The following is a 26,940-nucleotide window of genomic DNA, read 5'->3' on the forward strand; positions in this document are numbered from 1 at the left end:
GAGCACCCCAGGCTGTTGCCGCAGTTGAGGCACTTGTAGCAGGCGCCGTTGCGGACGGTGATGTGGCCGCAGATGTCGCAGAAGGGTGCGTCGCCCATCATCTGCGACAGGTGCTCGGACAGCCCGCCGTCGGCTAGCGGCGCCTGGGCTACGGCGACGAGCGACTCCAGCGCGTGGGCCTCGGCACCGTGCCCGTTGATGCCGTTGGGCGTGGGCTTGACCGCAGCCGCGGCAGCCGCGACCGCAGCCGGCTGCGAGGCAGGGGTTGCCTCGGTGGCAGCCGCCCCCGATGTGCTGTCCTCCGCATCGTCGTCGGTCATCTCGTCACCGACGTCCCCGTGGATCGGCGGCTGCACCTGGACGAAGTCGGTGCGGCCCAGGTACTCGTAGCCGAGCACGCGGAAGACGTAGTCGATGATCGAGGTCGCCATCTTGATGTACGGGTGCCCCTCCACCATGCCCTGCGGCTCAAACCGCTGGAAGGTGAAGGTGTCGACGAACTCCTCCAGGGGCACGCCGTACTGGAGGCCCTTGGAGATGGCGATGGCGAAGCAGTTCATCAGGCTGCGGAAGGCCGCGCCCTCCTTGTGCATGTCGATGAAGATCTCGCCGAGCGTGCCGTCCTCGTACTCGCCGGTGCGCAGGTAGATCTTGTGCCCGGCGACGCGCCCCTCCTGGGTGAAACCGCGGCGCTTGGCCGGCAGCGGGCGGCGCTTGGGCCGCTCGACGTAGACGATCTGCGGCTCGGCCGCCGGGGCTTCGGCCGCCGCCTTGTCCTTCTCCTTCTCCTCCTGGTCCTGCTTGCTGGCGGAGGAGAGGGGCTGGGACAGCTTGGAGCCGTCGCGGTAGAGGGCCATGGCCTTGAGCCCGAGCCGCCAGGAGGCCATGTACGCCTCCTCGATGTCCTCCACCGTCACCTCGTTCGGCATGTTGATCGTCTTGGAGATCGCGCCGGAGAGGAACGGCTGGACGGCGGCCATCATGCGGATGTGCCCCATGTGGTGGATGAAGCGCCGGCCGTGCTTGCCGCACTTGTTGGCGCAGTCGAACACCGGCAGGTGCTCGTCCTTCAGGTGCGGCGCGCCCTCGACCGTCTGCATGCCGCAGATGACGTCGTTGGCCTCGGCGATCTGCTGCGGGGTGAAGCCCAGCTCACGCAGCAGGTTGAAGCCGGGCCGCTGCCACTGCTCCGGCGTGAAGCCGAGGCGGCGCAGCGCCTCCTCGCCCAGCGTCCAGGGGGTGAAGGCGTAGCTCAACTCGAAGACGCTCGGCAGCGCCTGCTCCAGCCGGTCCACCTCCTCGCTGGTCAGCCCCTTTTCCATGAGCGAGGCGCGGTTGATGTGCGGCGCGTTGTCCAGCGAGAGGGTGCCGAGCACGTAGCGCAGGATGTCTTCGATCTGCTCCTCGGTGTAGCCCAGGGTGCGCAGCGCCGGAGCGATCGACTGGTTGGCGATCTTGAAGTAGCCGCCGCCGGCCAGCTTCTTGAACTTCACCAGGGCGAAGTCCGGCTCGACCCCGGTAGTGTCGCAGTCCATCAGGAGCCCGATGGTGCCCGTGGGCGCGAGCAGGGTCGTCTGGGCGTTGCGATAGCCGTACTGCTCGCCCATCGCCAGCGCCCGGTCCCACGCCTCGCGTGCGGCCTGGACCAGATCCTCCGGGCAGGTGGCGGGGTCGAGCCCGACCGGGACGACCGACAGCCCCTCGTACTCGCCCGGGTGGGCGTTGTAGGCCGCGCGCCGGTGGTTGCGGATCACCCGCAGCATGTGCTCCCGGTTCTCGGCGTAGGCGGGGAAGGGGCCGAGCACGCTGGCCAGCTCCGCCGAGGCGGCGTAGGCCTCGCCCGTCATGATCGCCGTGACCGCCGCCGCGATGCCGCGGGCGCGATCGGAGTCGTAGGGCAGGCCCATGGTCATCAGCATCGAGCCGAGGTTGGCGTAGCCGAGCCCCAGCGTGCGGAACTCGTAGCTCTTCCGGGCGATGGCCTCGCTCGGGAACTGCGCCATCAGCACGCTGATCTCGAGCACGATGGTCCAGAGGCGAACGGCGTGCCGGAAGCGCTCGATGTCGAAGGTGCGCCGCTCGGCGTCGTAGAACTTCATCAGGTTCAACGACGCCAGGTTGCACGCCGTGTCGTCGAGGAACATGTACTCGGAGCACGGGTTCGAGGCGTTGATGCGGCCCGACGCGGGGCAGGTGTGCCAGGCGTTGATGGTGGTGTCGAACTGCACGCCCGGGTCGGCGCACTGCCAGGCGGCCTGGGCGATCTGGTGCCACAAGTCACGCGCCCGCACGGTCTTGGCGATGCGGCCGTCGGTGCGCCAGCGCAGGTGCCACTCGCCGTCGGTCAGCACGGCACGGATGAACTCGTCGGTGACGCGCACCGAGTTGTTCGAGTTCTGGCCGGACACGGTCGCATACGCTTCGCCGTTGAAGTCGGCGGAGTAGCCGGCCGCGATGAGCGCGGCGACCTTCTTCTCTTCCTCGGCCTTCCAGTTGATGAACGCCTCGATGTCGGGATGGTCGACGTCGACCACGACCATCTTGGCGGCGCGGCGGGTGGTGCCGCCGCTCTTGATCGCCCCGGCGGCGCGGTCGAAGATCTTGAGGAAGCTCATCAGACCCGACGACGTGCCGCCGCCGGAGAGGGGCTCACCCTCGGCCCGGATCTTCGAGAAGTTCGTGCCGGAGCCGGAGCCATACTTGAAGACGCGCGCCTCGCGGGTGACCAGGTCGAAGATGCCGCCTGGGTTGACCAGGTCGTCCTCGACCGACTGGATGAAGCAGGCGTGCGGCGTGGGACGGCTGTAGGCGTCCTGCGAGTACTTCAACTCGCCGGTGTCCGGGTCGATGTAGGAGTGCCCCTGCGCCGGCCCGGTGATGCCGTAGGCGTAGTACAGGCCGGTGTTGAACCACTGCGGCGAGTTGGGCGCGGCCATCTGATGGACGAGCATGTACTTGAGCTCGTCCTCGAAGGCCTGCGCGTCTTCCTCGCTGGCGAAGTAGCCGTAGCGCTCGCCCCAGTCCCGCCAACAGCCGGTCAGGCGGGAGATCACCTGACGGGCGCTGCGCTCGGGGCCGAGCACCGGGTTGCCTTCCGCATCCAACAGCGGGTTGCCGTTCTCATCGACCTGCGGCACGCCCGCCTTGCGGAAGTACTTGGACACCATGATGTCGGTAGCCACCTGCGACCAGGAGGCCGGGATCTCGGCGTCCTGCATCTCGAAGACGACCGAGCCGTCCGGGTTGGTAATCCGCGAGGTGCGCCGCGCCCAGGCAATGGTATCGAAGGGGTCCTGCCCCGCCTGGGTGAAGACGCGCGTGATCCGCAGCCCCTTCGGCTGCCCGCCCTTGGTTCGCGCCTGACCGCGTCTGCGCTTCTCGCGATCCTCCATGGGTCCCCCTCGATTCCGTCAGCCTGCAAACGACCGTCACGCCTTCGATGCCGGGGTTACCGTGAATGCCCCCACCTTCGTCCGTTTTCGCAGAGCAATATCACCCCTTACCGATCGGCCAAACGCTGATATCAGATGATATGCCCGATGGATGTTCGCCGATTGGTTAGCGAATCCTGCGATTTGTGCGGGACATCTGCCCACTCCGGGGGGCGGAGTGACAATATGTAGTGTACCCCAGCCCTCTAGATACTAGATCTAGTGTACCAGCCCCTTAGTTCGCTGTCTAGTGTTGCCTCGAGGTCACAAGTTGTCAGAACATTTGAACTGTACGTACATCACGAATCCTAGTCTAGCGGCTGCGCTGGGGATGCGCAAGCCCCTTCACCGCGCGAGTTCGGTTGTGCACCGCTGGCACGAAACACGAGGTTGAGGAGCCTGCTCACGTGATCTTGTCTGCCTCCGAAAGTCGGCAACAGTGCCTTCACCACTGTTGCACGTGAATGGTCATCCTGGGCGGAGCGAAGGATCGCTGTTGAGGTGGCTACTCTAACGAGAGATCCTTCGCTGCGCTCAGGATGACATGGCGGCTCAGGATGGCATGGTCTTGACATGGAGATGCCAGAAACGGAGCCAATGAGGGGAGTGGCGAGCCGCTCGCTGGCTTGCCCAGCGCGCTCGCGCCGCCAAGTCGCCCGAAGTGACAAGCCAGAGCCCCTCGGTACCGGGCGACCCGGCGTCGAGGGGCAACCGCTCATTGCTCCAGGCCGTGCTCGCGGCCGGCGAAGCGGTCGATCTGCTCGAACATGGCGTCGATCACCCTGTCGCTGGTGTAGGGGTTGAGGAGGACGGCCCGCAGCCAGCGCCCGCCGCGGTACACCGGGAGCGACAGGAAGATGTGCCCCTCGCGCAGCAGATGCGCTTGCAGCGCCGCGTTCCAGTCGTCCCAGCGATCCGCCGGGAGCCAGTCCGGCTCGCCGCGGAAGCAGACGATGTTGGTGTCGATCTCCCCGGCCAGCCGGAGGAAGCTCCGCTGACGCACGCCCTCCACAACACGCTCCGCCAGCCGATACCCCTCGTCGATCAGCCGCGCGTATCCCTGCTGTCCGATGTGCTGGAGCGTCAGCCAGAGCTTCACGACGTCGGCGTGGCGCGTGCCCTGGACGCCGATCTCGCCGAGGTTGATGAAGCCGTCCGTCGCGCGCATGTACGGAGCCGGGATGCGGAAGGCTCGCTCCAAGACGCCGGCGTCGCGGAAGAGCACCATGGCGCAGGTCTTGGCGACGTAGAGCCACTTCTGTGGGTTGAAGGTGATCGAGTCGGCGTGCTCGATGCCGGCCAGGCGCCAGCGGTGCCGCTCGCTGAAGACCAGCGCGCCCCCGTACGCGGCGTCGACGTGGAACCACAGGCCGTGCTCCCGGGCGATCGCGCCGATCTCCGCCAGCGGGTCGATGTTGCCGGTGGTCGTCGTCCCCGCGGTGGCGACGACGCAGAACGGGTGCTGGCCCGCGCCCCGCGCCTGATCGATCCGCGCCCGGAGATCCTCCGGGTCCATGCGCGAATCGGCCGTGGCGCGGACCGGGATGACGGCCGTCGTACCCAGCCCAAGCAGCATGGCCGCCTTCTGGAGCGAGGTATGGGCCACCTCCGAGGCGAAGATGACCGGCCGCTGCGCGAGCCCGGTGATGCCCGGCTCGACCGAGTCAACGGCGACGTTCCGCGCGACGGCCAGCGCCTGGAGGTTGGCCAGGCTGCCGCCGCTCGTCAGCACACCCCCGGCCTGCTCTCCCAGGCCGAACAGCCCCGCGATCGCGCGCAGCAGCAGCGTCTCCAGCCGGGAGAAGGAGGGTGACATTTCCAGGCTCAGCATGTTGTTGTTGACCGCCGCGGCAACGAGGTCCCCCAGGATCGCCATCGTGGCCGCCATCGGGTCCATGTGGCCGATGTAGCCGGGGTTGGCGGGGTTCATCGAGCCGTCGACCATGTCCCGAATCGCCTCCAGCAGCGCGGCCTCCGTCGCCGCCGTCTCCGGGATCGCGATCGTCCCCGGCAGGTCGACCGTCTCGGGCATGGGCGGGCGCTCCGCGGCGCCGGACAATTGGCCCAGGATCAGGTCGACCACCTGCTGGACCAGCCGCTCAACCTCGTCGCGGTTGCGCCCTTCGGGGTCGATGAACGCCGTCGCAGGTAGAAACCGGCTGTCCATGGCGCAGCTCCTGTGATGCATCATGCGTCATGCGTCATGCGTGAAGCGTCACCCGTCATGCGTCATTCGTCAATCGCCAGACGCGTCGCGGGCGTTTCGCACGCCTCAACAGGGGCTCGGTAGTCACCATCTACGCAACATGGAACACGGAACACGCAACACGTAATACGGAGCACGCATCACGTATGACGCGTGACGTATGACGTATGACGCCTGACTCCGCGCCCTACCCGTCCTGCCGGACGCGCTCGGCTTCGAGCTGCTGGATGCGCCGCGCGGCGCGCTGGTTGATCTGGCGGAAGATCCAGGGGGGCTGGCGGGTTGCGGCCTCGGCAGCCAGGGTGGCCGGGTCGACGTAGCCCGGACGGCGGTGCTCGGGGATCTCCGGCAGGAAGGGGAGCCAGTCGCGCACCGCACCCCAGCCGTTCAGCAGCCACTGCTCGCCGATGCTGAAGAGCGCCGACACGGCCCAGTAGAGGACCGGCCCGGCCGGCGCATGCCAACCGATCGCGACGACGAGCGCGGGGGAGAGGAGCGTTATCCCTGCCAGCACCTGTCCCTGCCCGCGCGCAGCCCCGCGCTGTCCGGCTGGACGTGCCATCATACCGGTGAGGAGTTGGAACAAGCCGGCGGCGATCGGCAGGATATGCAGCGGATCCGCCGTCGCCAGGTCGGGCAGCCAGAGGAACGACGTTGTCCAGGCGCCGTCGCCCGCGCGCGACAGTTCGCGAATGGCGGCGAGCAGGCCGATGAAGAAGGGGATCCCGATGACGGTGGGCAGGCAGCCAGCGGCCGGGTTGATCCCGTGCTGCTGGTAGAGCTTGAGCGTCTCGGCCGAGCGGCGCTGGCGGTCGTCGGGGTACTTCTCCTGCAGTTCCCGCAGCGCGGGCTGGATGGCACGCAGCGCGGCGGTGCTGCGCCGCGTCCGCACGGTGATCGGCAGGAGCGCGATCTTGAGCAGCAGGGTAAAGAGGATGACCGCAAGCCCGGCGCTGCCCGTAACCGCCGCGAGGCCCCGCAGGCCCCCAGCGATCAGATCGACGAACTGCTCCCAGCCTGGCACCCGCTGTCCCTCTTCCGACCTGGACCCATCGTCAAACGCACCACAAACGCACGACGCCGGACCCCCGGCACTTGCCAGCCTAACAGCCGCCCGTCGCGTCTCCAACGGCCAATTGGTCCCGAGTGTGGTGCATAACCGGAGAAGGACCTCGACGGGTCGGTCGAACCTGCGCGGTCAGTGGGTGACCAGCGCCAGCCCAAATAGGAGTGCGGCGGCCAGAGCGGTCGCTCTGGTATGTCGCGAGGCCGGATTCCCAGCGCGGCCCATAGGTGCCGAGGATGGGAGGTATAAGGATCCGCGCATCGTGGCGCGTGCCCGGGGCTCAAGCCGCCGGGCACCCACCACGGCGCGGGGATCCTCACGCCACCCATCCGCGGTTCGCACCATCCGTCCCCGGGCACGCGCCACGCACGCATCCCCAGATCACGCAGTCAGCACCGGGAGGAAATGGGGACCTCGACGCGGACGGAGCCTCGTTGGCCCGCGCCATGGCCGGGGGAGGGACGGCGCCGGGAGATCCGCCCGCGGCTGCTGCCGTGCCCGACTCCGACAACGCAAACGCAAGCGGCCCGGCGATACGCTCGCCGGGCCGGTGCTTGGGCGTCGGATGTGGATCGAGAGGCGCCTAGGCGTTCGCCATGAGGCGCTTGGCGATCTCGGCCAGTTCCTCCGGGCCGATACCGGGTGCGAACTCCTCCGGCACTTCCGGCAGGTCCGGCATCGCGCCGCCCTGCGGCGCGCCGTCGACCACCTCGAGGGCGCCGCCATCATCCGGGTGGGTCCCGCTCCAGATCTTGGCGACTTCCTTGTAGTCGTCGAGGCTGAAGCGGTACAGCTTGCGGTGCGCGCCCTGCTCCTCGAAGGCACGCGCCTCCGGGAAGTCGGAGTTCTTGATATTCGGGATCGGCAGCATCTTGGAGACATCCACGCCGGTGATGCTCTCGAGGGCCTTGGCGTAGGCCAGGGCGTGGACGCCGCCGCGCACCAGCAGGTAGCCGAGCATCTGCCGGGCCACCGGGTGGTCGGTCATTTCATAGACGCGGATCTTCTGGGTGCGGGCGCCGTTCTCCAGGAAGAAGTTGTGCAGCAGGTCGAGGACGAGGTTCCCGCTGGAGAAGACGTAGTCGCCGGTCCAGTGCCCGCCCATCGAGTTGCCGACGAGCGCGGTCTGGCCGGTGGCGATGGCGTGGTGGGTGTTGCGCCAGTTCTTTGCGGCCGCCAGCGGCGCGGTCTCCGGAGCGCCGTCCTTGGTCGCGCCGGTCATCAGCAGGTTGATCGTGTGGGCCACCAACTCGATGTGGCCGATCTCCTCCGTCGCGATGTTCGCGATCAGGTGATAGTAGGGCTTGAGCTTTTCGCGACCCCGGAAGTTGAACGACTGGTACATGTAGTTCATCAGGGTCGACATCTCGCCGAAGCGGCCGCCGAGCAACTCCTGCACCGCGGCAGCGGCGTTGGGGTCCGGCTCCTTCGGCTGAGGCAGCTCCACCTGAAGGCGATCGATACGAAGGAACATCACGCTTCCTCCTCGACGCCGCGCACGTGGCCCGGCGTCGCACGGGCGGCGGAGGTGGGGCTGGGCGGATCCACCTCCCGCCGGAGACACCATGAGGCCCCGCATCCACCACCTTTATCGTCGCCCAGCCCAAAGCCAGGGTGGATGGAGGAAGTCGGCGCGGGGCCTCTGCCCGCAGCACGCTCTGTGCTAAAAATAACCCTACCACGATATGCGCACGTGGTCCAATCGGGTCTTTTCATAATCTCTCGCGGTGGTGGGATGGCACCGTTCCGCTCCGGTCAGATCGTGTACGGATCGCGGGCGGAGAGGCGGGGTGGGGTGTGTGACGCCCTACAGTTCCTCGAGGCTGTCTCGGATGACGTCGAAGTATTCCAGGGCGAGGCCGGTGCCGATGGCGACGCAACTGAGCGGGTCGTCGGCCACGTAGCAGGGGACGCCGGTGACCTCGGTCAGCAGGTCGCTCAGGTGACGCAGGAGCGCACCGCCGCCGGTCAGGATCATCCCCTTGTCGATGATGTCGGACGATAGCTCCGGCGGGGTCTCCTCCAGCACCGCCCGCACGGCGCCGATGACTGCCTCCAGCGGCTCGGTGATCGCCTCGACGATCTCGTTGGCGTGGATCTGGATCGTCCGCGGCAGCCCGGCGACTTCGTCACGCCCGCGCACCTCCATGAAGAGGTCTTCGTCCACCGGCATGGCCGAGCCGATGGCGATCTTGACCTCCTCGGCGGTGCGCTCGCCGATGCGCAGGTTGTACTTCCGCTTGATGTAGTTGGCGATGGCTTCGTCGAACTTGTTGCCGCCGACGCGGATCGAGCGGGCAACGACGATGCCGTTGAGGGAGATGACGGCGACCTCGGTGGTGCCGCCGCCGATGTCGATGACCATGTTCCCGCTCGGGTCCGCCACCGGCACCTTGGCGCCGATCGCCGCCGCCAGCGGCTCGCTGATCAGGTAGGCCCGGCGCGCGCCGGCGTTCAATGCGGCGTCGCGCACCGCGCGCCGCTCTACGCCGGTGACTCCGGCCGGCACGCAGATCATCACCTCCGGCCGGACGAGCGAGAAGCGTCCCACCGCCTTGTTGATGAAGTAGCGCAGCATCTCCTGGGTGACGACGTAGTCGGCGATCACGCCGTCGCGCATCGGGCGCACGACCTCGATCGTTTCCCGCGGCTCACGCCCGAGCATGTTACGCGCCTCGATGCCGACGGCTTTGACCTTGCCGTCTTTTGCGGAGATGGCAACCACCGACGGCTCATTGATGACGATGCCGCGGCCACGAACAAAGACGAGCACGTTTGCAGTGCCCAGGTCGATTCCGAGTTGCTTTGCCAAGGGCTCTCGCTCCGTCGCCACCGAACGGGCACATACCAAACGGTGTCCGGGTCGCCCTGACCAGACACCGCCGCCCGGGATTGTATCACGGCCGCCCGACTGAGGGCCGACACGGCCGGCGCGAGCCCGTTCCCACGATGCGCGGGAGCCAGGCGGTCACCGCCCCGCGCTCCGCAGCCAGCGCCTGCCGCCGAGGCGACGAGGATCTGACCAGGCCAGCCACCTACACCACGAAGCCGGGAGGTGCGTACGGCCGGGTATAAGATAGCCAGGGCCGAGGCGCTGCGGTCGTGGCCGCGCTGGCCCGGCTCGCCGTCCTCGATGCCACCGCGTTCGCCGCGAGAGGATCGTCGAGAGCATGTTGGTCGTCGTGCTCGAACTGTTCGGCACCTTTGTCTTCGCGCTCAGCGGCGCGATGGTGGGTGTTCAGAAGCGGCTCGACCTGTTCGGCGTGCTCGTGCTCTCCTTCGCGGTGGGCGTTGCGGGTGGGATGACCCGCGATGTGCTGCTCGGGGCGGTGCCGCCGGTCGCGATCAGCGACTGGCGCTACATCGTCGTCGCGCTCGGAGCGGGGCTCCTGACGTTCCATTGGTGGCCGGTCATCGACCGGCTGCGCGGCACGGTGCTGATCTTCGATGGTGCCGGGCTGGCGCTCTTCGCGGTCTCCGGCGCGCAGAAGGCGCTCGACGCCGGCATCAACCCGGTCGCCGCGGTGCTGCTCGGTGTGCTGACGGGTGTCGGCGGGGGCATGCTGCGTGACGTGCTGGTGTCGGAGATCCCCACCGTCCTGCGCTCCGAACTCTACGCCGTCGCCGCGCTGGCGGGCGCGACCGTGGTCGTCATCGGCGACCGGCTGCCGGTTCCCGCATCCGTGGCGATGATCGCGGGCGCGCTTCTCTGCTTTGGTCTCCGCGTGGTGGCGATCCGCCGCGGGTGGCAGTTGCCGACGCCTCGGCCGTCGGACCAGTCGCGCCGGGATGAGATCTCGCCGGTCGAGACGACGGAGGAGCGCGCACCGAGGCGGTAGGCGACGGTGCGTACGGCGCCTGCCTAGGGCGTGTCCGGCTCCACGCCCTTGGCCTGGAGCTTCGCGATGTCCGCCTCCGTCTCGGCGAGTTGGCGGCGGATGATCGGCAGGCGGTCGCGGTAGCGCGCCATGTCCTGTCGCTGGTCGTCCCGCTCGGCTCGCAGTCGCTCCAGCCCGGCGTGCACCTCCTGGCGCCGGCGCTCCAGTTCGACGCAGGCGGGACAGCGCCCCTTGGGGTCTTGCCAGCCGCCGCAGGCCGGGCACGGGCGGGTGAGATCCGCCAGGGTGTAGGCCGGCAGCGGGTTCCCGGCGTCGGCCCGCTCCAGCGCCTCCTCCGCGACGATCGAGAAGCCCTGGCGCAGGTGCGTCACCAGTGCGTCACGCTCCTCCGCCGGCAAGTCGCTCGGCACCAGGGACTCGACATCGCCCGACGCGCGCGTGAGCTGCGGCAGCGCCACCTGGTGGCCGCGCTCGGCCCAGTCGACCTCCTCCTGGTAGTGCAGGGTGGCATCCCCGGCTCGGAGCGTCACCGCCGCCGGCCCGGCCGTGCGAACCTCGACCACCTCGATCGGCGTGGCGGGCAACTGGCGCCGGGGCACATCCCGCGGCGTGGGCCGCAGCGCCGCCAGGTCCTGCTCGGCCTGGGCGATGGCGGCGTCGAGCTGCGCGATCCGCTCCGTCCAGGGGTTCTCCGGCTGGAAGGCAAGCTCGGCCCGCGCCAGGTCGTACTCGAGGTTGCTCTTGCGTTGCAGCAGGCGCCGCAGGCTGCGGCGTTCCGCGTCCCGGATGTACGGCTGTCCCGGCTCCGCGGACGGCGTGCCGTTCCGCTCCGCGGCCGGGGGCTCCTCGCGTCGTTGGAATGGCCACCAGGACATCGGCTCGGCCCTCCATTCTCTCAGGACGTAGATCGCGGCGCCCGCTACTGTGGGCGTGGGGCGGGGATCTCCCACCGGTCGACCACATCGAGTGCGCGCCCCAGCGCCTCGGCGATCTCCGGCGGCGGCGGGATCCCCTCGATCACGCCGAGCGGCTGCTGGTGCGACGCCCCGCTACCGTCGAGCGCCTGCAACCCGCCGTGCAGCTCGACCCGCCGCCAGCCATCGGTCACGGCATAGGCACCGACCACCCGGCCGTAGCCCCCGCTGACCCAGCGGAGATTGACGCCGACGGCGTCGCCTTGGGCATCCGCCACCACCCGCAGCGGGTGCCGCCAGGTGGCGGCCACCTGCTCCCCTGCGGCAAGCAAGTCGCTGGCCGCCTCGGTGCGCGTCACCCGCCGGACTGCGTGGGGGCTGACCCCGGTGCGCTCGGCGTAGAGCCGCCGGACCCGGTCGCTGCGCCAGGCAACGACGGCCACCGCCAGCAGGCCCACGTGGATCGCGCCCGTGACCCCGCTCAGGACCGGCGTGTCCCGCGTGTAGATCTGCGACCAGTCACCGACGAGCCCACCGGCGAAGTCGAGGACGGGGTAGAAGACGAGCGAATTCACCAGGTCGATTGCGCCGAACATGAACAGCAGGTAGTTCACCGGCGGGGACAGCGGGCGCAGCACCACAAACGCAATTGCCGCGACCCCCATCACCACACTCACCAGGTTCCCCGAGAGCGCGATCCAGAAGACGTCGGCCGGGGTGTAGAACCCCTGATGCTCGACATAACCGAAGAAAAAGTAGTAACCGAAGCCCAGGATCTCGCCGCCGAACGCGCGGACGGCGACGGCGTGGCCGATCTCGTGGAGCAGAACGCTGATCGGCAGGAGGAGGAAGAAGGCGGCCTCGGCGAGGTGCTGGCGGTCGGCGCGGGTGAAGGTGGCGTCGAACAGGGTCGCGCGCTGGCGCACGGTCGTCACGAGCGTGCGGATCGAGATCAGCACCATGAAAAGGCTGAGGATGGCGAAGAGGTCGAGCGTCGGCACGGGGAGACTCCCTGGCCTTTCCGTCCCGGCAATTGTAGCATCGGGGTGCACGGTCCGGCGGAGCGGCGCGAAGGGGGACGCGAGCGGACCATGGGCGGCTTCCCGGTGGAGTACGTGGACACGATCGTCTACAGCGACAACCTGGCGGTGCTGCGCACGCTGCCGGATGGGTGTGTGCCGCTGATCTACATCGACCCGCCCTTCAACACGGGGAAGACTCGGTCGCTCACGCGCCTGCGCACCACGCGGGACCCCGAAGGCGACCGCGTCGGCTTCCAGGGGCAGACGTACCGCACGCTGCGCCTCGGCACCACGCGCTTCGTCGACGTCTTCGACGACTACCTGGCCTTCCTTGAGCCCCGATTGGTGGAGGCGCGGCGCGTGCTGGCGCCCAATGGCACCCTCTACGTCCACCTCGACCCCCGCGAGGTCCACTATGTGAAGGTCCTGCTCGACGGCATCTTCGGCCGGGAGTGCTTCCTCAATGAAATCATCTGGGCCTACGACTTCGGCGGGCGCTCGACCCGCCGCTGGCCGGCCAAGCACGACAACATCCTGGTCTACGTCGCCTCTCCGCGCGACTACGTGTTCAACGTCGACGCGATCGACCGCATCCCCTACCTGGCGCCGGGGCTCGTCGGGCCGGAGAAGGCGGCCCGCGGCAAGTTGCCGACCGACACCTGGTGGGCGACGATCGTGCCGACCAAAGGGCGCGAGCGCACCGGCTACCCGACGCAGAAGCCGCTGACGATCCTGCGCCGGATCATTGCCGCCTCCTCCAATCCGGGCGATCTGGTGCTCGACTTCTTCGCCGGCAGCGGCACGACCGGCGTGGCGGCGCGGGAACTCGGCCGCCGGTTCCTGCTGGTGGACAACAACCCGGAGGCGCTCCAGGTCATGGCGCGGCGCTTCGCCGAGGAGGAGGGCGTGCGCTTCGTCGGGTTCGACCCGGTCGCGGGGGTGCCCACGACCCCGAGCGACCCGACAGTCGCGGACGAAGCCGCTGGAGAGTAGGCCGACCGCGCGGCGTGCCCGGCGCGGTGGCGTTAGGAGGTGGATTCATGGACCTTGTCGTCTTCCCGGGGGCCAACGGGCCGATGCGGGTGTTCGACCTCGAGCAGCCGCGCACCGCTGACATGCCGGTTTTACCCTCGCATCGCCCGGGCTACTCCTACTTCCTCTACCGGCGCCATGAGGACACCTACGCTCCGGAGGCCGGCCCGCGCAGCAGCGCCTCGGGCGTGATCGTGTGCATGGAGCACAGTGGGACGCACATCGACGCGATCTGTCACCAGGCGGAAAACCTGATGCTCGCCGGAGGGATCCCGGCGCGGGAGGTCCAGAACGCGAACGGCTTCTCCCAGTTGGGGATCGAGGAAGTGCCGCCCATCATCGGCCGCGGGGTCTTGCTTGACGTGCCGCGCGCGCTCGGCCTGGAGGAGCTGGAGCCGGGCTACGCCATCACCGTCGCCGATCTGGAGCGCTGCTGCACGACCCAGGGGGTCGAGATCCGCGCTGGAGACATCGTGCTGGTGCGGACCGGCAACGCGCGCTACTGGGGCGACCCGGAGCGCTACCTGGCGGGACCGGGCGTCGCCGGGAAGGGCTCGGCCTGGTTGGCGGAGCGCGGGGTACGTGCCGTCGGGGCGGACAACATGGCGTGGGACGTGATCGGCCTGGTGGACCCTGAGTACGGCTGCGCGCTGCCGGGGCACCTCCTCCTGCTGGTGCGCCATCGGATCCACATCATCGAGAACCTGCAACTTGAGGCCCTGGCTGCCGCGGGCCACTACGAGTTCGGCTTCGTCTGCACCCCGCTCAAGTTCGTCGGCGCCACCGGCTCCCCCGTCAGCCCCGTAGCGCTGGTGCCGCTGGAGGGGTGAGATCGAGCGCGGCGCCGACAAGAGGACGGGTCTACGCTGCCCGTCCTCGGGCTGGGTGGTATGACGATGTCAAGCCGGTGGCATGTGCCCGGGGGTGAACCCCCGGGCTAACAACGAAAGCCGGCTGAAGCCGGCTGGGACGCTGCCGAGCCCACACCGTGGCGATAGGGTGCTCGGATTCCGGCCCGTGCCCGGGGCTCAAGCCGCCGGGCTGACAAGACGAAGCCCACTGAAGGGGCTGGGGACGCCGCTCCTGGCGGGCTGCCGGAGCGGATACGCCTGTGCGTGGTCATCGTAGCCCCTTCAGTGGGCTTACCAACATATCAGCCCGGCGGCTTTAGCCCCGGGCACGTACCGGCCGGCGGGACACAACGTCGGGATGTGAACCCTGTCTCACCCCAGCCGGCTTCAGCCGGCTTTCCTTGTCAGCCCGGCGGCTTGAGCCCCGGGCACGCGCCGACCGTGTAGACCCATTTAGTTCGTCAAACTCCATCACCCCTGGGCACGCGTCACGGCTCGGGATCCTCACACCACCCAGCCTGGACCTATGCCCCCTACGCCACCCAGAACCAGGTGCTGAACTGGATCAGCAGGGCGGCGAATTGGATGACCGAGAGCGCGAGCACGGCGCCGTAGAGGACGCGGTTGCGCAGCAGGAGCGCCAGCGCGATGAAGAAGGGGAAGAGCACGATCACGAAGCGCGGGATCGACATCAGCGGGTGGACTTCGGAAGGGCTCAGCATCGGCAGCACGAAGGCGATCGCGGCGTACAGGCTGTAGGCCGGGCGGAGCTTGAGCAGCATGTACACACACAGGGGCAGGAAGAGCAGGGTGATGAATACGTCGTACGCCTGGCTCTCCGCGAACCGCCAGCGGACAAAGGATGACGTCAGTGTCTGCCAAGAGGGGTGGGCGTTGATCTGGCTGAGCCAGGAGAGGTCGAGCTTGTCGAAGGCCGTGCGCATCGTCTCCCAGGGCATGGCCTGATAGCGTGCCCACTCCGACTGCGCATGGATCGTTACCAGCGGGTCACCCCAGACCCGGTTCAGGTGCCAGAGGAACACCAACGGCGCCGCACCGATGAGTGCCAGTTGTGCTCCGATCGGCCACCAGCGGCGCGGGTCCCAGCCGTGCTGCTTGACCAGCAGGAGAAGCAGCGGCACCAGCAGGAGCACCCCGGTGTTGCGCGTCACCGCGGCCAGTGCCCCAAGGAGTGCCGCCCGGCCCCAGCGCTCGGTGCGCCCGCAGTAGATCGCACTGGCGGTAAGCAGGAGGAAGAGCGACTCGGTGTAGACCGCCGAGAAGTAGAAGGCCGTGGGGAAGAGGGCCAGCAGCCAGATCGCGCGCCCCGCAACGCGGTCGCCGTAGTCGATCCGGATCAGCCGGTAGAGCACGATCAGCGCGGCGACGAAGGCGACGTTGGAAATGATCAGCCCGACGACGGGCGCGGTCCAGCCGGTAAGCACATAGCCCCAGCGGAGCAGGAGCGGATAGAGCGGCCAGAAGGCAGTGGTCGCAGGGTGGACGCCGTAGCCGCGCTCAGCGATGAGGGTGTACCAGAAGCCGTCCCAATTGCGCAGTGGCTCGAGGAACGTGTGCGCCAGGCCGGTCATCGGCTGGAGGTAGTAGCCGACCGCGGGGACGGGTGACAGCGCGTCCGCCCAGGTTGAGGCAATCCCCACGAAGGTGAGGACGAGGGCGAGATGCACCACCGAGGCTGCCAGAGGAACCCGCAGGTCGCTCTCACGCAGTATCGCCCATCCGCGTCGCCGGGCACCCGTCGCGGTTCGTGACCGCCGTGCCGTCTGCGCCTGCCGGGGGTGGGTCAGCGTCATCAGTGGTGTACTCCTCCTCGCTGCGTCCTCTGCACCGATGCGGCGCGACCGCGCTGAGGCTGCCGCGCCGCCGACAAGGATACGCAAGGACGCTTGTCGAGCCACTGCAAGGGGCATGCCCTCCGCGTCACCCGCCTCCGCTCGATGCGGGGTGTATAATCCAGAGGAAGGTTGCCGGTCGTTTGCTTCGCCGGCTCGGCCGGCGGCCATCCTGACTGCCGCGCGACGCGGCCGTGTCGTCGCGTGGCCTCGTGTGCAGTTCTGCATGCAAGAGAGCGATAGGTGCCATGGTCCGAGCACGGGAGAAGCGTCCCGCCTCGGAGCCGGTGCCGGTTACGGAGGACGTCTGCGAACTCCACTTCGGCTGCTCGATGCTCCGCCGCACGCGCCTGGTGCTCAAGGGCCGCTCCCGGCCGATGATGCGCTGCTCGCTCGGCTACGCGGTGCGGACCGAAGAGGATAAGCGCCGGTGTTTGGCTGTCGAAGGACCCAGCGAGTGCTGGCGCCTGACGGCGTCCAAGCGCCCGGCAGTCTGATCGCCGGGCAACGGTGCACCAGAGCTGCTGGACCGTAACCGTGCGTCGACACCGCGCGGGAGAGAAACGTACAGGCGGGCCACGGCCCGCCTGTTTCGCTTATCCGGCGACTTCCCCGCCGACCACGACGGGCAACCCGAGAAACTCACCGTAGCGCTCGGCCGGCGCGCCGTCCCAGGCTTCAACCTCATCTCTGGGCACGAAGGGGTTGAACGTCATCTCGACCGCGGTCTTCTTCACCTGTCGCCGCCAGGTGCCGACGACCTGCCCATCGGCGACGACGATCGGCAGGAACATCCCGTTCTGGCCGGGGGTAACTCCATCGACGTGCTCCTCCGCCAGCACGGCGCTGCGGTCCTTGTAGCCGAGCAGGTACTCGTCGAAGCCCGGGAGGAGGACGATGCCGGCCGGTTCATCCGCCACCTCGCGCGGGGTGTCGGCCGCCATCCAGTAGGTCGTGCCGTCCACCTCGATCGACGTCAGATCTCCCTGCACCGCTGCCAGCCCTTGCCGCGCGTCGGCGACGGTGAGGCCGGTCCACCAGGCGAAGTCGTAGACGGTCGCCGGCCCGTGGCTGGTGAAGTAGCGCCTGGCGAGGGTGGCCAGTGCCTCCTCGCGGGAGAGTTCTCGCGAGTACGGCACCCACTCGTCCAGTAGCACGAACGTCTGCGTCCGGCCGTCCAACGGCCCCGGGCAGAGCACGCCGGTATGCGCCAGGTACCAGAGGATATGGTAGCCGCGCTGCCCTTCCGTCCGGATCCCGGCGTCCTCCAGCACCTGGAGCATTGCCGCGCGCGAGAGGCGCCGCCCGCCCGCAAGCGCGGCGCGGAATTCATCCTCTGCGCGCTCCAGCGTCTTGTCGTCCAACTCGAGTTGCGCCAGCCGCCCGCGGTGTCGCGCGATCGCCCGCGACGCCGTCAGCATGAGCATCCAGCGCGCGTCCTCCGCCGGCACGAAGTGGAGCGTGCCGCGCATGGGCCAGGTGCGGACGATTCGCCCTTCTTCCAGAGCCCGCTCGACATCGGCCAGCGTCGCCCCCTGTGTGCGCACGCCGATCGCCCAGAGCGCCTGCTGGTAGTCCTGTGCCTGCATCGCGCCGAGCCAGCGCACCACCTCGGCGGGGTCGGCGAATGCCGGTCCCGTGATGCGCTGAGTGTAGAGCCGGAGCCGGGCCAGAGTGGGGCTGGTCATGGTGCGCTCCTTGCCTGCACGCGAGTCGATTCGCCTGGGTGTCGTCGTGGATGCGGAGATAGAGGTGGGCCCGCAGCAGGCCCGGAGCCCGGCGCCGCGCTACGCGGCGCCGGTGACCTCAGCGGGGAAGTTGGCGTTGGTGTAGACCGCCTGCACGTCGTCCAGGTCCTCAAGCGCCTCGAGGAGCTTCAGCGTCGCCTGCGCCTGGGAGCCCTCGACGTCGACCGACGCCTGCGGCACACGCTGAATCTCAGCCGCCTGGATGGTCAACCCGGCTTCCTTCAGCCGCTCGGTCACATCCCCGAGTTCCGACGGGTCGGTGGTGATGATGATCTCACCGTTCTCCGTCTCGACGTCGGTAGCCCCGGCGTCGATCGCCAGCAGCGCGACCTCGTCCGGGTCGACCCCCTCTGCCGAGATCACGATCTGCCCCACCGTCTCGAACTGCCAGGCGACACAGCCGGTCTCGCCGAGCGTCCCGTTGTGGCGGGAGAACGCGTGCCGTACCTCCGACGCGGTGCGGTTGCGGTTGTCGGTCAGCGCCACGGCCAGCACGGCGACCCCGCCGGGGCCATACCCCTCATAGATGACCGTCTCGTAGTTCTCCGCGTCGGCGCCGGCCCCGCTCGCCTTGGCGATGGCGCGCTCGATCGTGTCGTTGGGCATCCCCTCGCGCTTCGCACGCTCCAGCGCCATCCGCAGGCGGAGGTTGGCCTCCGGATTCGGCCCCCCCTCACGCACCGCGACGTGGATCTCACGCGAGATCTTGCTGAAGATCGCACCCTTCTTGAAGTCGGCCGCCGCCTTTTGTCGCTTGATCTGTGCCCACTTTGAGTGGCCTGCCATGAATCACACTCCTCACGCCGGTCATGCATGGAAGACACGTGGAAACGTCCCGGCCCGCGGCGCAGCGATGGCCAGTCACCGAGATCCTATAGCGCATGAGCGTGAGAAGATCTCAACTCGCACGCCGAGCCCGGACAGCGTTAAATTGTGGCACACCACGCCCACCCCTGCCAAGGAAGGCCGGAGCACGGCGCGCCGGCAGGCCGTTCGCACCCCTACGACGCCCCGCGCGGGCGGGCGATCTCGACGCGGACGGGGCGGCCGCGGAGTTGGGTGCGGCCGAGCGCCTGGATGACGCGGTCGACGACCGATTCCGGAACGTCCACGAAGGTGTAGCGGTCCAGGATCTCGATCTGGCCGATGCTCTTGCCGGGGATACGTGCCTCGTTGGCGATCGCCCCGACGACGTCCATCGGCCGGATGCCGTCCTGCCGGCCGAGGTTGAGGAAGAGCCGTGCCATGCCCGCCTCGGTCGAGCCCCCGCCGGTGGTGATCTCCTCTTGCTCGGCCACGCCCCGGTCGCGCATCAGCATCCGGATCGCCGCCGCGGCGATCTCCGAGGGGTCGTAGTACGCGGCGAGCTCGTCGACGACCATCATGGCGGCCTCGAGGTCGTTGGCCTCGATGACCTCCGCCAGCGACTCACCCAGCAGCTCACGCTGGCGGGCGGCGACCTCCTCCGGTGTCGGCACGCCGCGGCGCGTCATCCGCACGCCGGTCGCCCGCTCGATCTCCCGCAGCAGCCGTCGCTCGCGCGGGGTGACCAGGGTAATCGCCGCCCCGGCGCGGCCGGCCCGGCCGGTCCGCCCGATACGGTGGACGTAGCTCTCCGGGTCGCCGGGGATGTCGTAGTTGATGACGTGGGTGATGCCCTCAACGTCGAGCCCGCGGGCGGCCACGTCGGTGGCGATCAGCAGTTCCGCCTGGCCGGAGCGGAAGCGGGCCATCACGCGGTCTCGCTGGACCTGCGACAGGTCGCCGTGGAGCGCCTCGGCGGCGTAGCCGAGCGACTGGAGTTGCTGCGTGAGTTCGTCCACCCCGCGCTTGGTGCGGCAGAAGATGATGGCCGAGGGCGGCGTCTCCATGTCGAGGATCCGGGTGAGGGCCTCGACCTTCGCCCGCTGCACGACCTCGACGTAGCTCTGCTCGATCTGGGGAACGGTGACGCGCTCCGGCTCGACGGCGACCCGTGCCGGGTCGCGCAGGTAGCGCCGCGCCAGCGCCGCGACCCGATCCGGGATGGTGGCGGAGAAGAGCGCCGTCTGCCGCTCGGCCGGGACATGGTCGAGGATCCACTCGACATCCTCGATGAAGCCCATGTCGAGCATCTCGTCGGCCTCGTCGATGACGACGGTTGAGACGTTGCTGAGATCCAGCGTCTCGCGACGGATGTGGTCCATCACCCGCCCTGGCGTGCCGACGACCACCTCCACCGGGTGGCGCAGGGCGCGGAGCTGGCGCTCGATCGGCTGGCCGCCGTAGACGGCGAGAACGCGCGTATCGCGCACGCGGCCGAGCTGGTGGAAGGTCTGAGCCACCTGGACCGCCAGCTCCCGGGTCGGCGCGAGGACCAGCGCCTGCGGGTGGCGCCCATTGGGCCGGAGCCGCTCGATAATCGGCAGGGCGAAGGCGGCCGTCTTGCCGGTGCCGGTCTGCGCCTGCGCGATCAGATCGCGGCCGGACAGGAGCAGCGGGATCGCCTCTCGCTGAATCGGGGTCGGTTCCTCGAACCCCACCGCGTCAATTGCCTGTAGGACCGGCTCACTGAGGCCGAGGTCCGCGAATCCCTCCATCGCTCCGGTTCCCTCCCGGTCTGATCCGGCCGCCACCCGGCTGCCGACCAGCCACGAACTGTATCACCTAGCAGCACGCGCCGCCCGACACCTCAACACGCAACCGGCGTACCGGGGCAGGTATACTCGTTCCCTCGACTGTCTATAATGAATCCATTATACTGCGCGTATGCGCTGGGAGGTCGAGTACACCGACGAGTTCGAAGCTTGGTGGCAGACCCTGAGCGATGACGAGCAGGACGCGATCGTTGCTGCAGTCGAGGTGCTCGAGGAGCGGGGGCCAGGTCTAGGGCGACCACTCGTCGATTCGATCCGGACATCGCGCCACCCAAACATGAAAGAGCTGCGGCCCCCGGCGGGGAACATCCGCGTGCTATTCGCCTTCGATCCGCGGCGGGTCGCCATCCTCCTGATCGGCGGCGATACGACCAATCAGTGGCAGGACTGGTATGAGCGGATGGTTCCTATTGCCGATCAGCTCTACGATGACCATCTGGAGACTCTCCGGAAAGAGGGGATACTGCCATGACGAAGTCATTCAAGCACCTGCGCGCGCCCATCGATGCTGATCCAGCGCGCCGGGCCCGTGTGGAGCCGTACAAGCGAGCGATCAGTGACGCGCTGGACCTCGCCGCCGTCCGAGGATTACGACGGGTGACCCAGCAGGAGGTCGCCCGTGCGCTCGATGTATCGCAGGCTAACATCTCGCGCATCGAACATCAGGATGATCTCTACGTCTCGACACTGAAGAGCTACGTCGAGGCGCTCGGGGGCCGCCTGGAAATCAACGCCGTTTTCCCGGATCAGACCGTGCCGCTGCTCCCTGCCGAGCAAGGGTACGCCAGCGTTTCCTCCCGCGGGCGCCATGGCGTCCGCGTTCGCCGCGCTCCCGTAGCTTCCCGTGCGGCGCGCGGCGCAGCCTCCCGTCCTTGACCGGCCGGGCAGGCGGCACGAGAATGGGGATACCGGGCTGCGTGCTCGCAGCGATCCGTTTCCCCTGAGTGATCGGAGGGCCGCCGATGGCCGGCGATCTCCACCTCGACCCCGCGGCGCACGAGGACGCCATCGTCTGGCAGCCATCTCCCAACGACCTGGCGCGTAGCCGGCTGCTGCGCTTCATCCGTGAGCACGGGCTGCCCGATTACGAAGCGCTGCTGGCACGGGCTGTGGAGGACCCCGCCTGGTACTGGGATGCCGTGGTCCGGCACCTCGAGCTGGAGTGGTACACGCCCTACGATCAGGTGCTCGACCTGAGTCGCGGGCTTCCCTGGCCGCGCTGGTTCGTCAACGGCCGGTACAACTACGTGCATGACGCGGTCGACAAGCGTGCGACCGGACCGGATCGCGACCGCATCGCCGTCGTCTGGGAGGGGGACGGCGGGGCGGTCCGGCGTCTCACCTTCGGCGAGCTGGCGACCGAGACGAACCGGCTGGCGCACGCCCTGCGCGCGCTGGGCATCGGCAAGGGGGACCGGGTCGGGATCTTCCTGCCGATGGTCCCGGAGACGGCGATCGCTACGCTGGCCTGCAGCAAGATCGGCGCGATCTTCATCCCCATCTTCTCCGGCTACGGGGCCGAGGCGGCCGCGACGCGCCTGACCGACTGCGACGCCCGCCTGCTCATCACCGCCGACGGGTTCTACCGCCGGGGGAACGTCGTGCCGATGAAGGCCACGGCCGACGCCGCGGCCGACCAGTCCCCGACCGTGGAGCGCCTGCTGGTCTACCGCCATGTCGGGGCGGACGTCCCCTGGAACTCGGGGCGCGATATCTGGTGGCATGAGGCGGTCGCGGGCCAGCCGGACCACTACGACACCGAGCGGACCGCCGGCGACGACCCGTACATGATCATCTACACCTCGGGCACGACCGGCCGGCCCAAGGGCGCGGTCCACACCCACGCCGGGTTCCCGATCAAGGCGGCGCACGACCTCGCCTTCTGCTTCGATCTCCAGGCCGACGACACGCTCTTCTGGATCACCGACCTCGGCTGGATGATGGGGCCGTGGGCCATCGAGGGGTCGCTGATGCTGGGCGCCACGCTCCTCCTCTACGAGGGCACGCCCGACTACCCCGAGCCGGACCGCCTGTGGCAGGTGGTCGAGCGGCACGGCGCGACCGTGCTCGGCGTCTCGCCGACCGCGGTGCGGGCGCTGATGAGCCGGGGCGACGAGTGGGCCACGCGGCACCCGATGCCGACGCTCCGCGCCTTCGGCTCCACCGGAGAGCCATGGAACCCTGGCCCCTGGCGCTGGCTGTTCACCGTGCCGGGGCAGAGCCGCCGGCCGATCCTGAACTACTCGGGCGGAACCGAGATCTCCGGCGGCATCGTCGGCTGCGTGACGATCAAGCCGCAGAAGCCGTGTGCCTTCACCGGGCCGGTCCCGGGCATGGCCGCCGACGTGGTTGACGCCGAAGGGCGGCCGGTGCGCGGGGAGGTGGGGGAACTGGTCATCCGCGGGCCGTGGGTCGGCATGACCAACGGCTTCTGGCGCGACCCGGACCGCTACCTCGCGACCTACTGGTCGCGCTGGCCCGATGTCTGGGTCCACGGCGACTGGGCCGAGGTGGACGCCGACGGCTTCTGGTACATCCTCGGCCGCTCCGACGACACGATCAAGGTGGCGGGCAAGCGGGTCGGACCGGCGGAAGTCGAGTCGGCTGCCGTGGCGCACCCGGCGGTACAGGAAGCGGCCGCCATCGGCGTGCCCGACCCGGTCAAGGGCGAGGCGGTCGTCATCTTCGCCATCCTCCGTCCCGGCTACACTCCGGGGGATGACCTGCGAGAGGAGATCCGCGACGTGGTGACCCAGCGCCTGGGCCGCCCGTTGCGCCCGGCCGATGTCCGCTTCGTCAGCGACCTGCCGCGCACGCGCAACGCCAAGATCATGCGCCGCGTGATCCGCGCCAAGTACACCGGCCAGGAGAACCTGGGCGACCTCTCGGCGCTGGAGAACCCGGCCGCGGTCGAGGAGATCGGCCGGGCGGGGTGAGGAGTAGAGCGTCACGCGTCATGCGTCATACGTCATACGTCATCCGTGTTCCGTATTACGTGTTGCGTACTGCGTAATGCGTGTCTCCCCTCTCCCAAGGTTGGGAGAGGGGCCGGGGGTGAGGGGGACGCATGACGCATGACGAATCCATCCCGAGGAGCGCCATGACCGCTCACGAGCCGACGTTCTCGCGGAAGCCACCGACCGGCGTCCTCCGCTTCTTCCTGAAGCTGCTGCCACGGCTGTACCGTGGGCCGCTGGCAGAGTTGTTCCGCTGGCGCTGCGTGATGCTCCTGACCACGACCGGCCGCAAGAGCGGGCTGCCCCGCACCGGCGGCGTGAGCTTCATGCCACTCGGCGACCGCTACGTCATCTTCTCCGGCTGGGGTGTCCGCTCAAACTGGTATCAGAACCTGCGCGCCAACCCGGAGGTCATCATCCAGGTGGGACGCCGGCGGATGCGGGCCACCGCGCGGTTGGTCGAGGATCCTGAGCGACGCCGGGATCTCATGCTGATGATGCAGCAGCGCTCCGCCCACTGCGGACCTCCCCGCTTCATGCGCCCGCTCCTGCGGCTCACCCGCACCTTCGACTACGATGCCGAGATCCGCATGGCCGTCGAGCAGGCCGGTAACCTCCCGGTCATCGAGTTATTCCCCCACGGCGAGGTGTGACGCCGGGCTATTCGGACGAGAAGCCGTTTATGGCCGCCGGATGGGCGATGACCATGCCCGCCTCCCGCGGACATCCACTGATGCCAACATCGGGCAGCCACTTGCGTCGATGTCATCCCGAGCGGAGCCGGCCGGCGCGGGAGCGCCGGCCAGCGGAAGCGAAGGATCTCCTCGCGTGGTGGCAGTCGCAGCGCGAGATCCTTCGCTTCGCTCAGGATGACAGGTCATGAGAAACCGGGATTACCCGCATTCGGTATGACGGTTCGTCCCCACCTCCGGTCACCCGTTGACGTAGGCGGCGAGGTGTTGGCCGGTCAACGTGGTGGGGGCGGCGACGAGGTCGGCGGGTGTGCCCTCGAAGACGATCCGGCCGCCGTCGTGGCCAGCACCGGGGCCGAGGTCGATGATCCAGTCGGCGTGCGCCATGACCGCCAGGTGGTGCTCGATCACGATGACCGACTTGCCGGAGTCGACCAGCCGGTCCAGCAGCCCGAGGAGCTGCTCCACGTCGGCCAGGTGCAGGCCGGTCGTCGGCTCGTCGAGCACGTAGATCCCGCCGTCGGTGCCCATGTGGGTCGCCAGCTTGAGCCGCTGTCGCTCGCCGCCGGACAGGGTGGTGAGCGGCTGGCCGAGCCGGAGGTAACCGAGGCCGACGTCGGCCATGCGCCGCAGGATCGCGTGTGCGGCCGGTGTCCGCGCCTCGCCGGAGCCGAAGAAGTCCATCGCCTCGACGACCGGCATGTCGAGCACCTCGGCGATGTTGCGCCCACCCAGCCGGTACTCCAGCACCGACGCCTGGAACCGGCGCCCCTCGCACTCCTCGCAGATCGTGGTCACGCCGGCCATCATCGCCAAGTCGGTGTAGATCACCCCGGCGCCGTTGCAGGCGGGGCAGGCGCCCTCGGAGTTGGCGCTGAAGAGCGACGGCTTGACGCCGTTGGCCTTCGCGAACGCCTTGCGGATCGGGTCGAGCAGGCCGGTGTAGGTCGCGGGGTTACTCCGCCGTGAGCCACGGATCGGGCTCTGGTCGATCGCCACGACCCCTTCCCGGCAGGAGACCGAGCCGTGGATCAGGGAGCTCTTCCCCGAGCCCGCCACGCCGGTGACGACGACCAGCACCCCGAGCGGGATGTCGACATCGACGTTCTTCAGGTTGTGGGTGTTCGCGCCGCGGACCTCCAGCACCCCGGTCGGGTTACGCACCGACGGCTTCAGGGTGGCGCGGTCGTCCAGGTGCCGCCCGGTGAGGGTGCCGCTGGCCCGCAGGCCCTCCACGGTTCCTGCGTACACTACCTCGCCACCGGCGGACCCGGCGCCGGGACCGAGGTCGACAACGTAGTCGGCGATCGCGATCGTCTCCGGCTCGTGCTCCACGACGAGCACCGTGTTGCCCTTGTCGCGCAGCCGGAGCAGCAGGTCGTTCATCCGCTGGATATCGTGCGGGTGCATGCCCGTGGTCGGCTCGTCGAACACGTAGGTGACATCGGTCAACGGCGACCCGAGGTGGCGGACCATCTTGACGCGCTGCGCCTCGCCGCCCGACAGCGTGCCGGACGACCGGTCGAGCGAGAGGTAGCCCAGCCCGATCTCCACGAACGAGTCCAGCACGTGCTGCAACTTGGCGAGGAGCGGCGCGACCGACGGCTCATCGAGGCTACGAACCCACTCAGCCAGGTCACTGACCTGCATCGCGCAGGCGTCGGCGATGCTGATGCCCTTGATCTTCGACGACCGGGCCCGCTCGTTGAGCCGTGTGCCGCCGCAGTCGGGACAGGTGGTAAAGGTGATCGCCCGGTCCACGAACGCCCGGATGTGCGGCTGCATCGCCTCCCGGTCCTTCGAGAGGAACGACTTCTGGATCCGCGGGATCAGCCCCTCGTAGGTGATGTTGATGCCATCGACCTTGATCCGGGTCGCGGGCTTGTAGAGGAGGTCGTTCAGTTCCTGCTCGGTGAACTCGCGGATCGGCTTGTCCGGGTCGAAGAAGCCGCAGCCGCGGAAGATGCGCCCGTACCAGCCGTCCATGCTGTAGCCGGGGATCTTGAGCGCCCCCTCGTTGAGCGACTTGTCGGCATCGTACAGCGCCGTGAGGTCGAAATCGGTCACGCGGCCCATCCCCTCGCAGCGGGGGCACATCCCGCCGTAGAGGGTGACCGTCCGCTCCTCGGTCTTCCCCTCGCCGGGGCCGCGCTCGACGGTGATGGCACCGCTGGCCTGCCCGGCGGCGATGTTGAAGGAGAACGCGGTGGGTGGGCCGATGTACGGCTGCCCGAGCCGGCTGAAGAGGATGCGCAGCAGCGCATTGGCATCGGTGACGGTGCCGACGGTCGAGCGGGGATTGGCGCCGATCCGCTCCTGATCCACGATGATCGCGGTCGTCAGCCCTTCGAGGACGTCGACGTCGGGGCGGGGAATGTTCGGCATGAAGCCCTGGATGAAGGCGCTGTAGGTCTCGTTGATGAGCCGCTGCGACTCGGCGGCGATCGTGCCGAACACGAGGCTCGACTTCCCAGAGCCGGAGACCCCGGTGAAGACGGTGAGGCGCCGCTTCGGGATATCGAGGTCGATGTTCTTGAGGTTGTTCTCCCGCGCGCCGCGCACCCGGATGGCGTCGTGGCTGTCGGCGATGTGCCGCGTGGGCGACGACGTGTCCGGCCTCGGGGTGTGGGACATCGTTCCTCCAATCAGCAGGCGGAGCCTGTGATGGCTCCGCCGTCGTTGGCTGGCTCGAT

At 68.7% G+C, this 26,940-nt stretch carries 20 protein-coding genes; 8 read left to right on the forward strand and 12 right to left on the reverse strand.

The window, feature by feature from the left end; translation table 11 throughout:
* The 5 genes from IRZ30_RS00575 to IRZ30_RS00595 all read right to left on the reverse strand — a co-directional run.
* The coding region (locus IRZ30_RS00575; protein ID WP_294081827.1) for a vitamin B12-dependent ribonucleotide reductase at positions 1 to 3,392 on the reverse strand (3,392 nt) is incomplete at its 3' end.
* 754 nt (positions 3,393 to 4,146) lie between these two features.
* Positions 4,147 to 5,598: an aminotransferase class I/II-fold pyridoxal phosphate-dependent enzyme gene (locus IRZ30_RS00580; protein ID WP_294081829.1), complete on the reverse strand. Its 1,452-nt coding sequence runs from the start codon at positions 5,596 to 5,598 to the stop codon at positions 4,147 to 4,149.
* A 226-nt stretch (positions 5,599 to 5,824) separates the two neighbouring features.
* Complete coding sequence (locus IRZ30_RS00585) at positions 5,825 to 6,661, reverse strand: YidC/Oxa1 family membrane protein insertase (RefSeq protein WP_294081831.1); 837 nt, start codon at positions 6,659 to 6,661, stop codon at positions 5,825 to 5,827.
* A 625-nt stretch (positions 6,662 to 7,286) separates the two neighbouring features.
* Entirely contained in the window at positions 7,287 to 8,177 is an 891-nt protein-coding gene (locus tag IRZ30_RS00590) for a manganese catalase family protein (RefSeq protein WP_294081833.1), read from the reverse strand.
* 333 nt (positions 8,178 to 8,510) lie between these two features.
* Complete coding sequence (locus IRZ30_RS00595) at positions 8,511 to 9,515, reverse strand: rod shape-determining protein (protein WP_294081835.1); 1,005 nt, start codon at positions 9,513 to 9,515, stop codon at positions 8,511 to 8,513.
* 358 nt (positions 9,516 to 9,873) lie between these two features.
* Between IRZ30_RS00595 and IRZ30_RS00600 the strand changes: the two genes are divergently transcribed.
* Entirely contained in the window at positions 9,874 to 10,542 is a 669-nt protein-coding gene (locus IRZ30_RS00600) for a trimeric intracellular cation channel family protein (protein WP_294081837.1), read from the forward strand.
* Positions 10,543 to 10,565: 23 nt separating this feature from the next.
* Here IRZ30_RS00600 and IRZ30_RS00605 read toward each other — a convergent pair whose 3' ends face one another.
* Together IRZ30_RS00605 and IRZ30_RS00610 are read right to left on the reverse strand one after the other, a co-directional pair.
* Positions 10,566 to 11,417, reverse strand: a complete 852-nt coding sequence (locus IRZ30_RS00605; RefSeq protein WP_294081839.1) for a hypothetical protein — start codon at positions 11,415 to 11,417, stop codon at positions 10,566 to 10,568.
* A gap of 44 nt (positions 11,418 to 11,461) precedes the next feature.
* Positions 11,462 to 12,457: a hypothetical protein gene (locus IRZ30_RS00610; protein ID WP_294081841.1), complete on the reverse strand. Its 996-nt coding sequence runs from the start codon at positions 12,455 to 12,457 to the stop codon at positions 11,462 to 11,464.
* A gap of 90 nt (positions 12,458 to 12,547) precedes the next feature.
* On the opposite strand from IRZ30_RS00610, the gene IRZ30_RS00615 reads away from it, so the two are divergent.
* Both IRZ30_RS00615 and IRZ30_RS00620 read left to right on the forward strand, forming a co-directional pair.
* On the forward strand, positions 12,548 to 13,471 hold the full coding sequence (locus IRZ30_RS00615) for a site-specific DNA-methyltransferase (protein ID WP_366945298.1): 924 nt from the start codon (positions 12,548 to 12,550) through the stop codon (positions 13,469 to 13,471).
* Between the two features lie 47 nt (positions 13,472 to 13,518).
* Positions 13,519 to 14,340, forward strand: a complete 822-nt coding sequence (locus tag IRZ30_RS00620) for a cyclase family protein (RefSeq protein ID WP_294081844.1) — start codon at positions 13,519 to 13,521, stop codon at positions 14,338 to 14,340.
* Between the two features lie 554 nt (positions 14,341 to 14,894).
* Here the strand turns inward: IRZ30_RS00620 and IRZ30_RS00625 are convergent.
* Entirely contained in the window at positions 14,895 to 16,175 is a 1,281-nt protein-coding gene (locus tag IRZ30_RS00625; RefSeq protein ID WP_294081846.1) for a mannosyltransferase family protein, read from the reverse strand.
* Positions 16,176 to 16,462: 287 nt separating this feature from the next.
* On the opposite strand from IRZ30_RS00625, the gene IRZ30_RS00630 reads away from it, so the two are divergent.
* Positions 16,463 to 16,711, forward strand: coding sequence for a hypothetical protein (locus tag IRZ30_RS00630; RefSeq protein WP_294081847.1), 249 nt, complete (start codon positions 16,463 to 16,465; stop codon positions 16,709 to 16,711).
* A 99-nt stretch (positions 16,712 to 16,810) separates the two neighbouring features.
* Here IRZ30_RS00630 and IRZ30_RS00635 read toward each other — a convergent pair whose 3' ends face one another.
* From IRZ30_RS00635 to IRZ30_RS00645, 3 genes are all read right to left on the reverse strand, one after another.
* The gene (locus tag IRZ30_RS00635) at positions 16,811 to 17,902 is read right to left on the reverse strand and encodes a winged helix DNA-binding domain-containing protein (RefSeq protein WP_294081849.1); all 1,092 of its coding nucleotides are present in this window, start codon (positions 17,900 to 17,902) and stop codon (positions 16,811 to 16,813) included.
* A 99-nt stretch (positions 17,903 to 18,001) separates the two neighbouring features.
* Positions 18,002 to 18,748 (reverse strand): YebC/PmpR family DNA-binding transcriptional regulator, encoded by a 747-nt coding sequence (locus IRZ30_RS00640; RefSeq protein WP_294081851.1) that lies wholly within the window; start codon positions 18,746 to 18,748, stop codon positions 18,002 to 18,004.
* A gap of 215 nt (positions 18,749 to 18,963) precedes the next feature.
* On the reverse strand, positions 18,964 to 20,541 hold the full coding sequence (locus IRZ30_RS00645; protein ID WP_294081853.1) for a DEAD/DEAH box helicase: 1,578 nt from the start codon (positions 20,539 to 20,541) through the stop codon (positions 18,964 to 18,966).
* 169 nt (positions 20,542 to 20,710) lie between these two features.
* Between IRZ30_RS00645 and IRZ30_RS00650 the strand changes: the two genes are divergently transcribed.
* The 4 genes from IRZ30_RS00650 (at position 20,711) to IRZ30_RS00665 (ending at position 24,208) form a co-directional block, all read left to right on the forward strand.
* Positions 20,711 to 21,070, forward strand: a complete 360-nt coding sequence (locus IRZ30_RS00650; RefSeq protein WP_294081855.1) for a type II toxin-antitoxin system RelE/ParE family toxin — start codon at positions 20,711 to 20,713, stop codon at positions 21,068 to 21,070.
* Complete coding sequence (locus tag IRZ30_RS00655; protein ID WP_294081856.1) at positions 21,067 to 21,474, forward strand: XRE family transcriptional regulator; 408 nt, start codon at positions 21,067 to 21,069, stop codon at positions 21,472 to 21,474. The genes IRZ30_RS00650 and IRZ30_RS00655 overlap by 4 nt, the downstream gene beginning before the upstream one ends.
* A gap of 86 nt (positions 21,475 to 21,560) precedes the next feature.
* Positions 21,561 to 23,534 carry an AMP-binding protein gene (locus IRZ30_RS00660; protein ID WP_294081858.1) on the forward strand — a complete coding sequence of 658 codons (1,974 nt, stop codon included), beginning with the start codon at positions 21,561 to 21,563 and terminating at the stop codon, positions 23,532 to 23,534.
* A 164-nt stretch (positions 23,535 to 23,698) separates the two neighbouring features.
* The gene (locus IRZ30_RS00665; protein WP_294081860.1) at positions 23,699 to 24,208 is read left to right on the forward strand and encodes a nitroreductase family deazaflavin-dependent oxidoreductase; all 510 of its coding nucleotides are present in this window, start codon (positions 23,699 to 23,701) and stop codon (positions 24,206 to 24,208) included.
* A gap of 279 nt (positions 24,209 to 24,487) precedes the next feature.
* Here the strand turns inward: IRZ30_RS00665 and IRZ30_RS00670 are convergent, their stop codons facing one another.
* The gene (locus IRZ30_RS00670; RefSeq protein WP_294081862.1) at positions 24,488 to 26,881 is read right to left on the reverse strand and encodes an excinuclease ABC subunit UvrA; all 2,394 of its coding nucleotides are present in this window, start codon (positions 26,879 to 26,881) and stop codon (positions 24,488 to 24,490) included.
* Positions 26,882 to 26,940 lie beyond the last annotated feature (59 nt).

Source organism: Sphaerobacter sp. (genome assembly GCF_019683595.1).
Classification (GTDB): domain Bacteria; phylum Chloroflexota; class Chloroflexia; order Thermomicrobiales; family Thermomicrobiaceae; genus Sphaerobacter.

Excerpts from the sequence above, each read along its gene's own strand:
- IRZ30_RS00580 (WP_294081829.1), bottom strand. The coding sequence starts at position 5,598 with ATGGACAGCCGGTTTCTACCTGCGACGGCGTTCATCGACCCCGAAGGG.
- IRZ30_RS00590 (WP_294081833.1), bottom strand. The coding sequence starts at position 8,177 with ATGTTCCTTCGTATCGATCGCCTTCAGGTGGAGCTGCCTCAGCCGAAG.
- IRZ30_RS00600 (WP_294081837.1), top strand. The coding sequence starts at position 9,874 with ATGTTGGTCGTCGTGCTCGAACTGTTCGGCACCTTTGTCTTCGCGCTC.
- IRZ30_RS00605 (WP_294081839.1), bottom strand. The coding sequence starts at position 11,417 with ATGTCCTGGTGGCCATTCCAACGACGCGAGGAGCCCCCGGCCGCGGAG.
- IRZ30_RS00615 (WP_366945298.1), top strand. The coding sequence starts at position 12,548 with ATGGGCGGCTTCCCGGTGGAGTACGTGGACACGATCGTCTACAGCGAC.
- IRZ30_RS00620 (WP_294081844.1), top strand. The coding sequence starts at position 13,519 with ATGGACCTTGTCGTCTTCCCGGGGGCCAACGGGCCGATGCGGGTGTTC.
- IRZ30_RS00625 (WP_294081846.1), bottom strand. The coding sequence starts at position 16,175 with ATGACGCTGACCCACCCCCGGCAGGCGCAGACGGCACGGCGGTCACGA.
- IRZ30_RS00630 (WP_294081847.1), top strand. The coding sequence starts at position 16,463 with ATGGTCCGAGCACGGGAGAAGCGTCCCGCCTCGGAGCCGGTGCCGGTT.
- IRZ30_RS00635 (WP_294081849.1), bottom strand. The coding sequence starts at position 17,902 with ATGACCAGCCCCACTCTGGCCCGGCTCCGGCTCTACACTCAGCGCATC.
- IRZ30_RS00640 (WP_294081851.1), bottom strand. The coding sequence starts at position 18,748 with ATGGCAGGCCACTCAAAGTGGGCACAGATCAAGCGACAAAAGGCGGCG.
- IRZ30_RS00645 (WP_294081853.1), bottom strand. The coding sequence starts at position 20,541 with ATGGAGGGATTCGCGGACCTCGGCCTCAGTGAGCCGGTCCTACAGGCA.
- IRZ30_RS00650 (WP_294081855.1), top strand. The coding sequence starts at position 20,711 with ATGCGCTGGGAGGTCGAGTACACCGACGAGTTCGAAGCTTGGTGGCAG.
- IRZ30_RS00655 (WP_294081856.1), top strand. The coding sequence starts at position 21,067 with ATGACGAAGTCATTCAAGCACCTGCGCGCGCCCATCGATGCTGATCCA.
- IRZ30_RS00660 (WP_294081858.1), top strand. The coding sequence starts at position 21,561 with ATGGCCGGCGATCTCCACCTCGACCCCGCGGCGCACGAGGACGCCATC.
- IRZ30_RS00665 (WP_294081860.1), top strand. The coding sequence starts at position 23,699 with ATGACCGCTCACGAGCCGACGTTCTCGCGGAAGCCACCGACCGGCGTC.
- IRZ30_RS00670 (WP_294081862.1), bottom strand. The coding sequence starts at position 26,881 with ATGTCCCACACCCCGAGGCCGGACACGTCGTCGCCCACGCGGCACATC.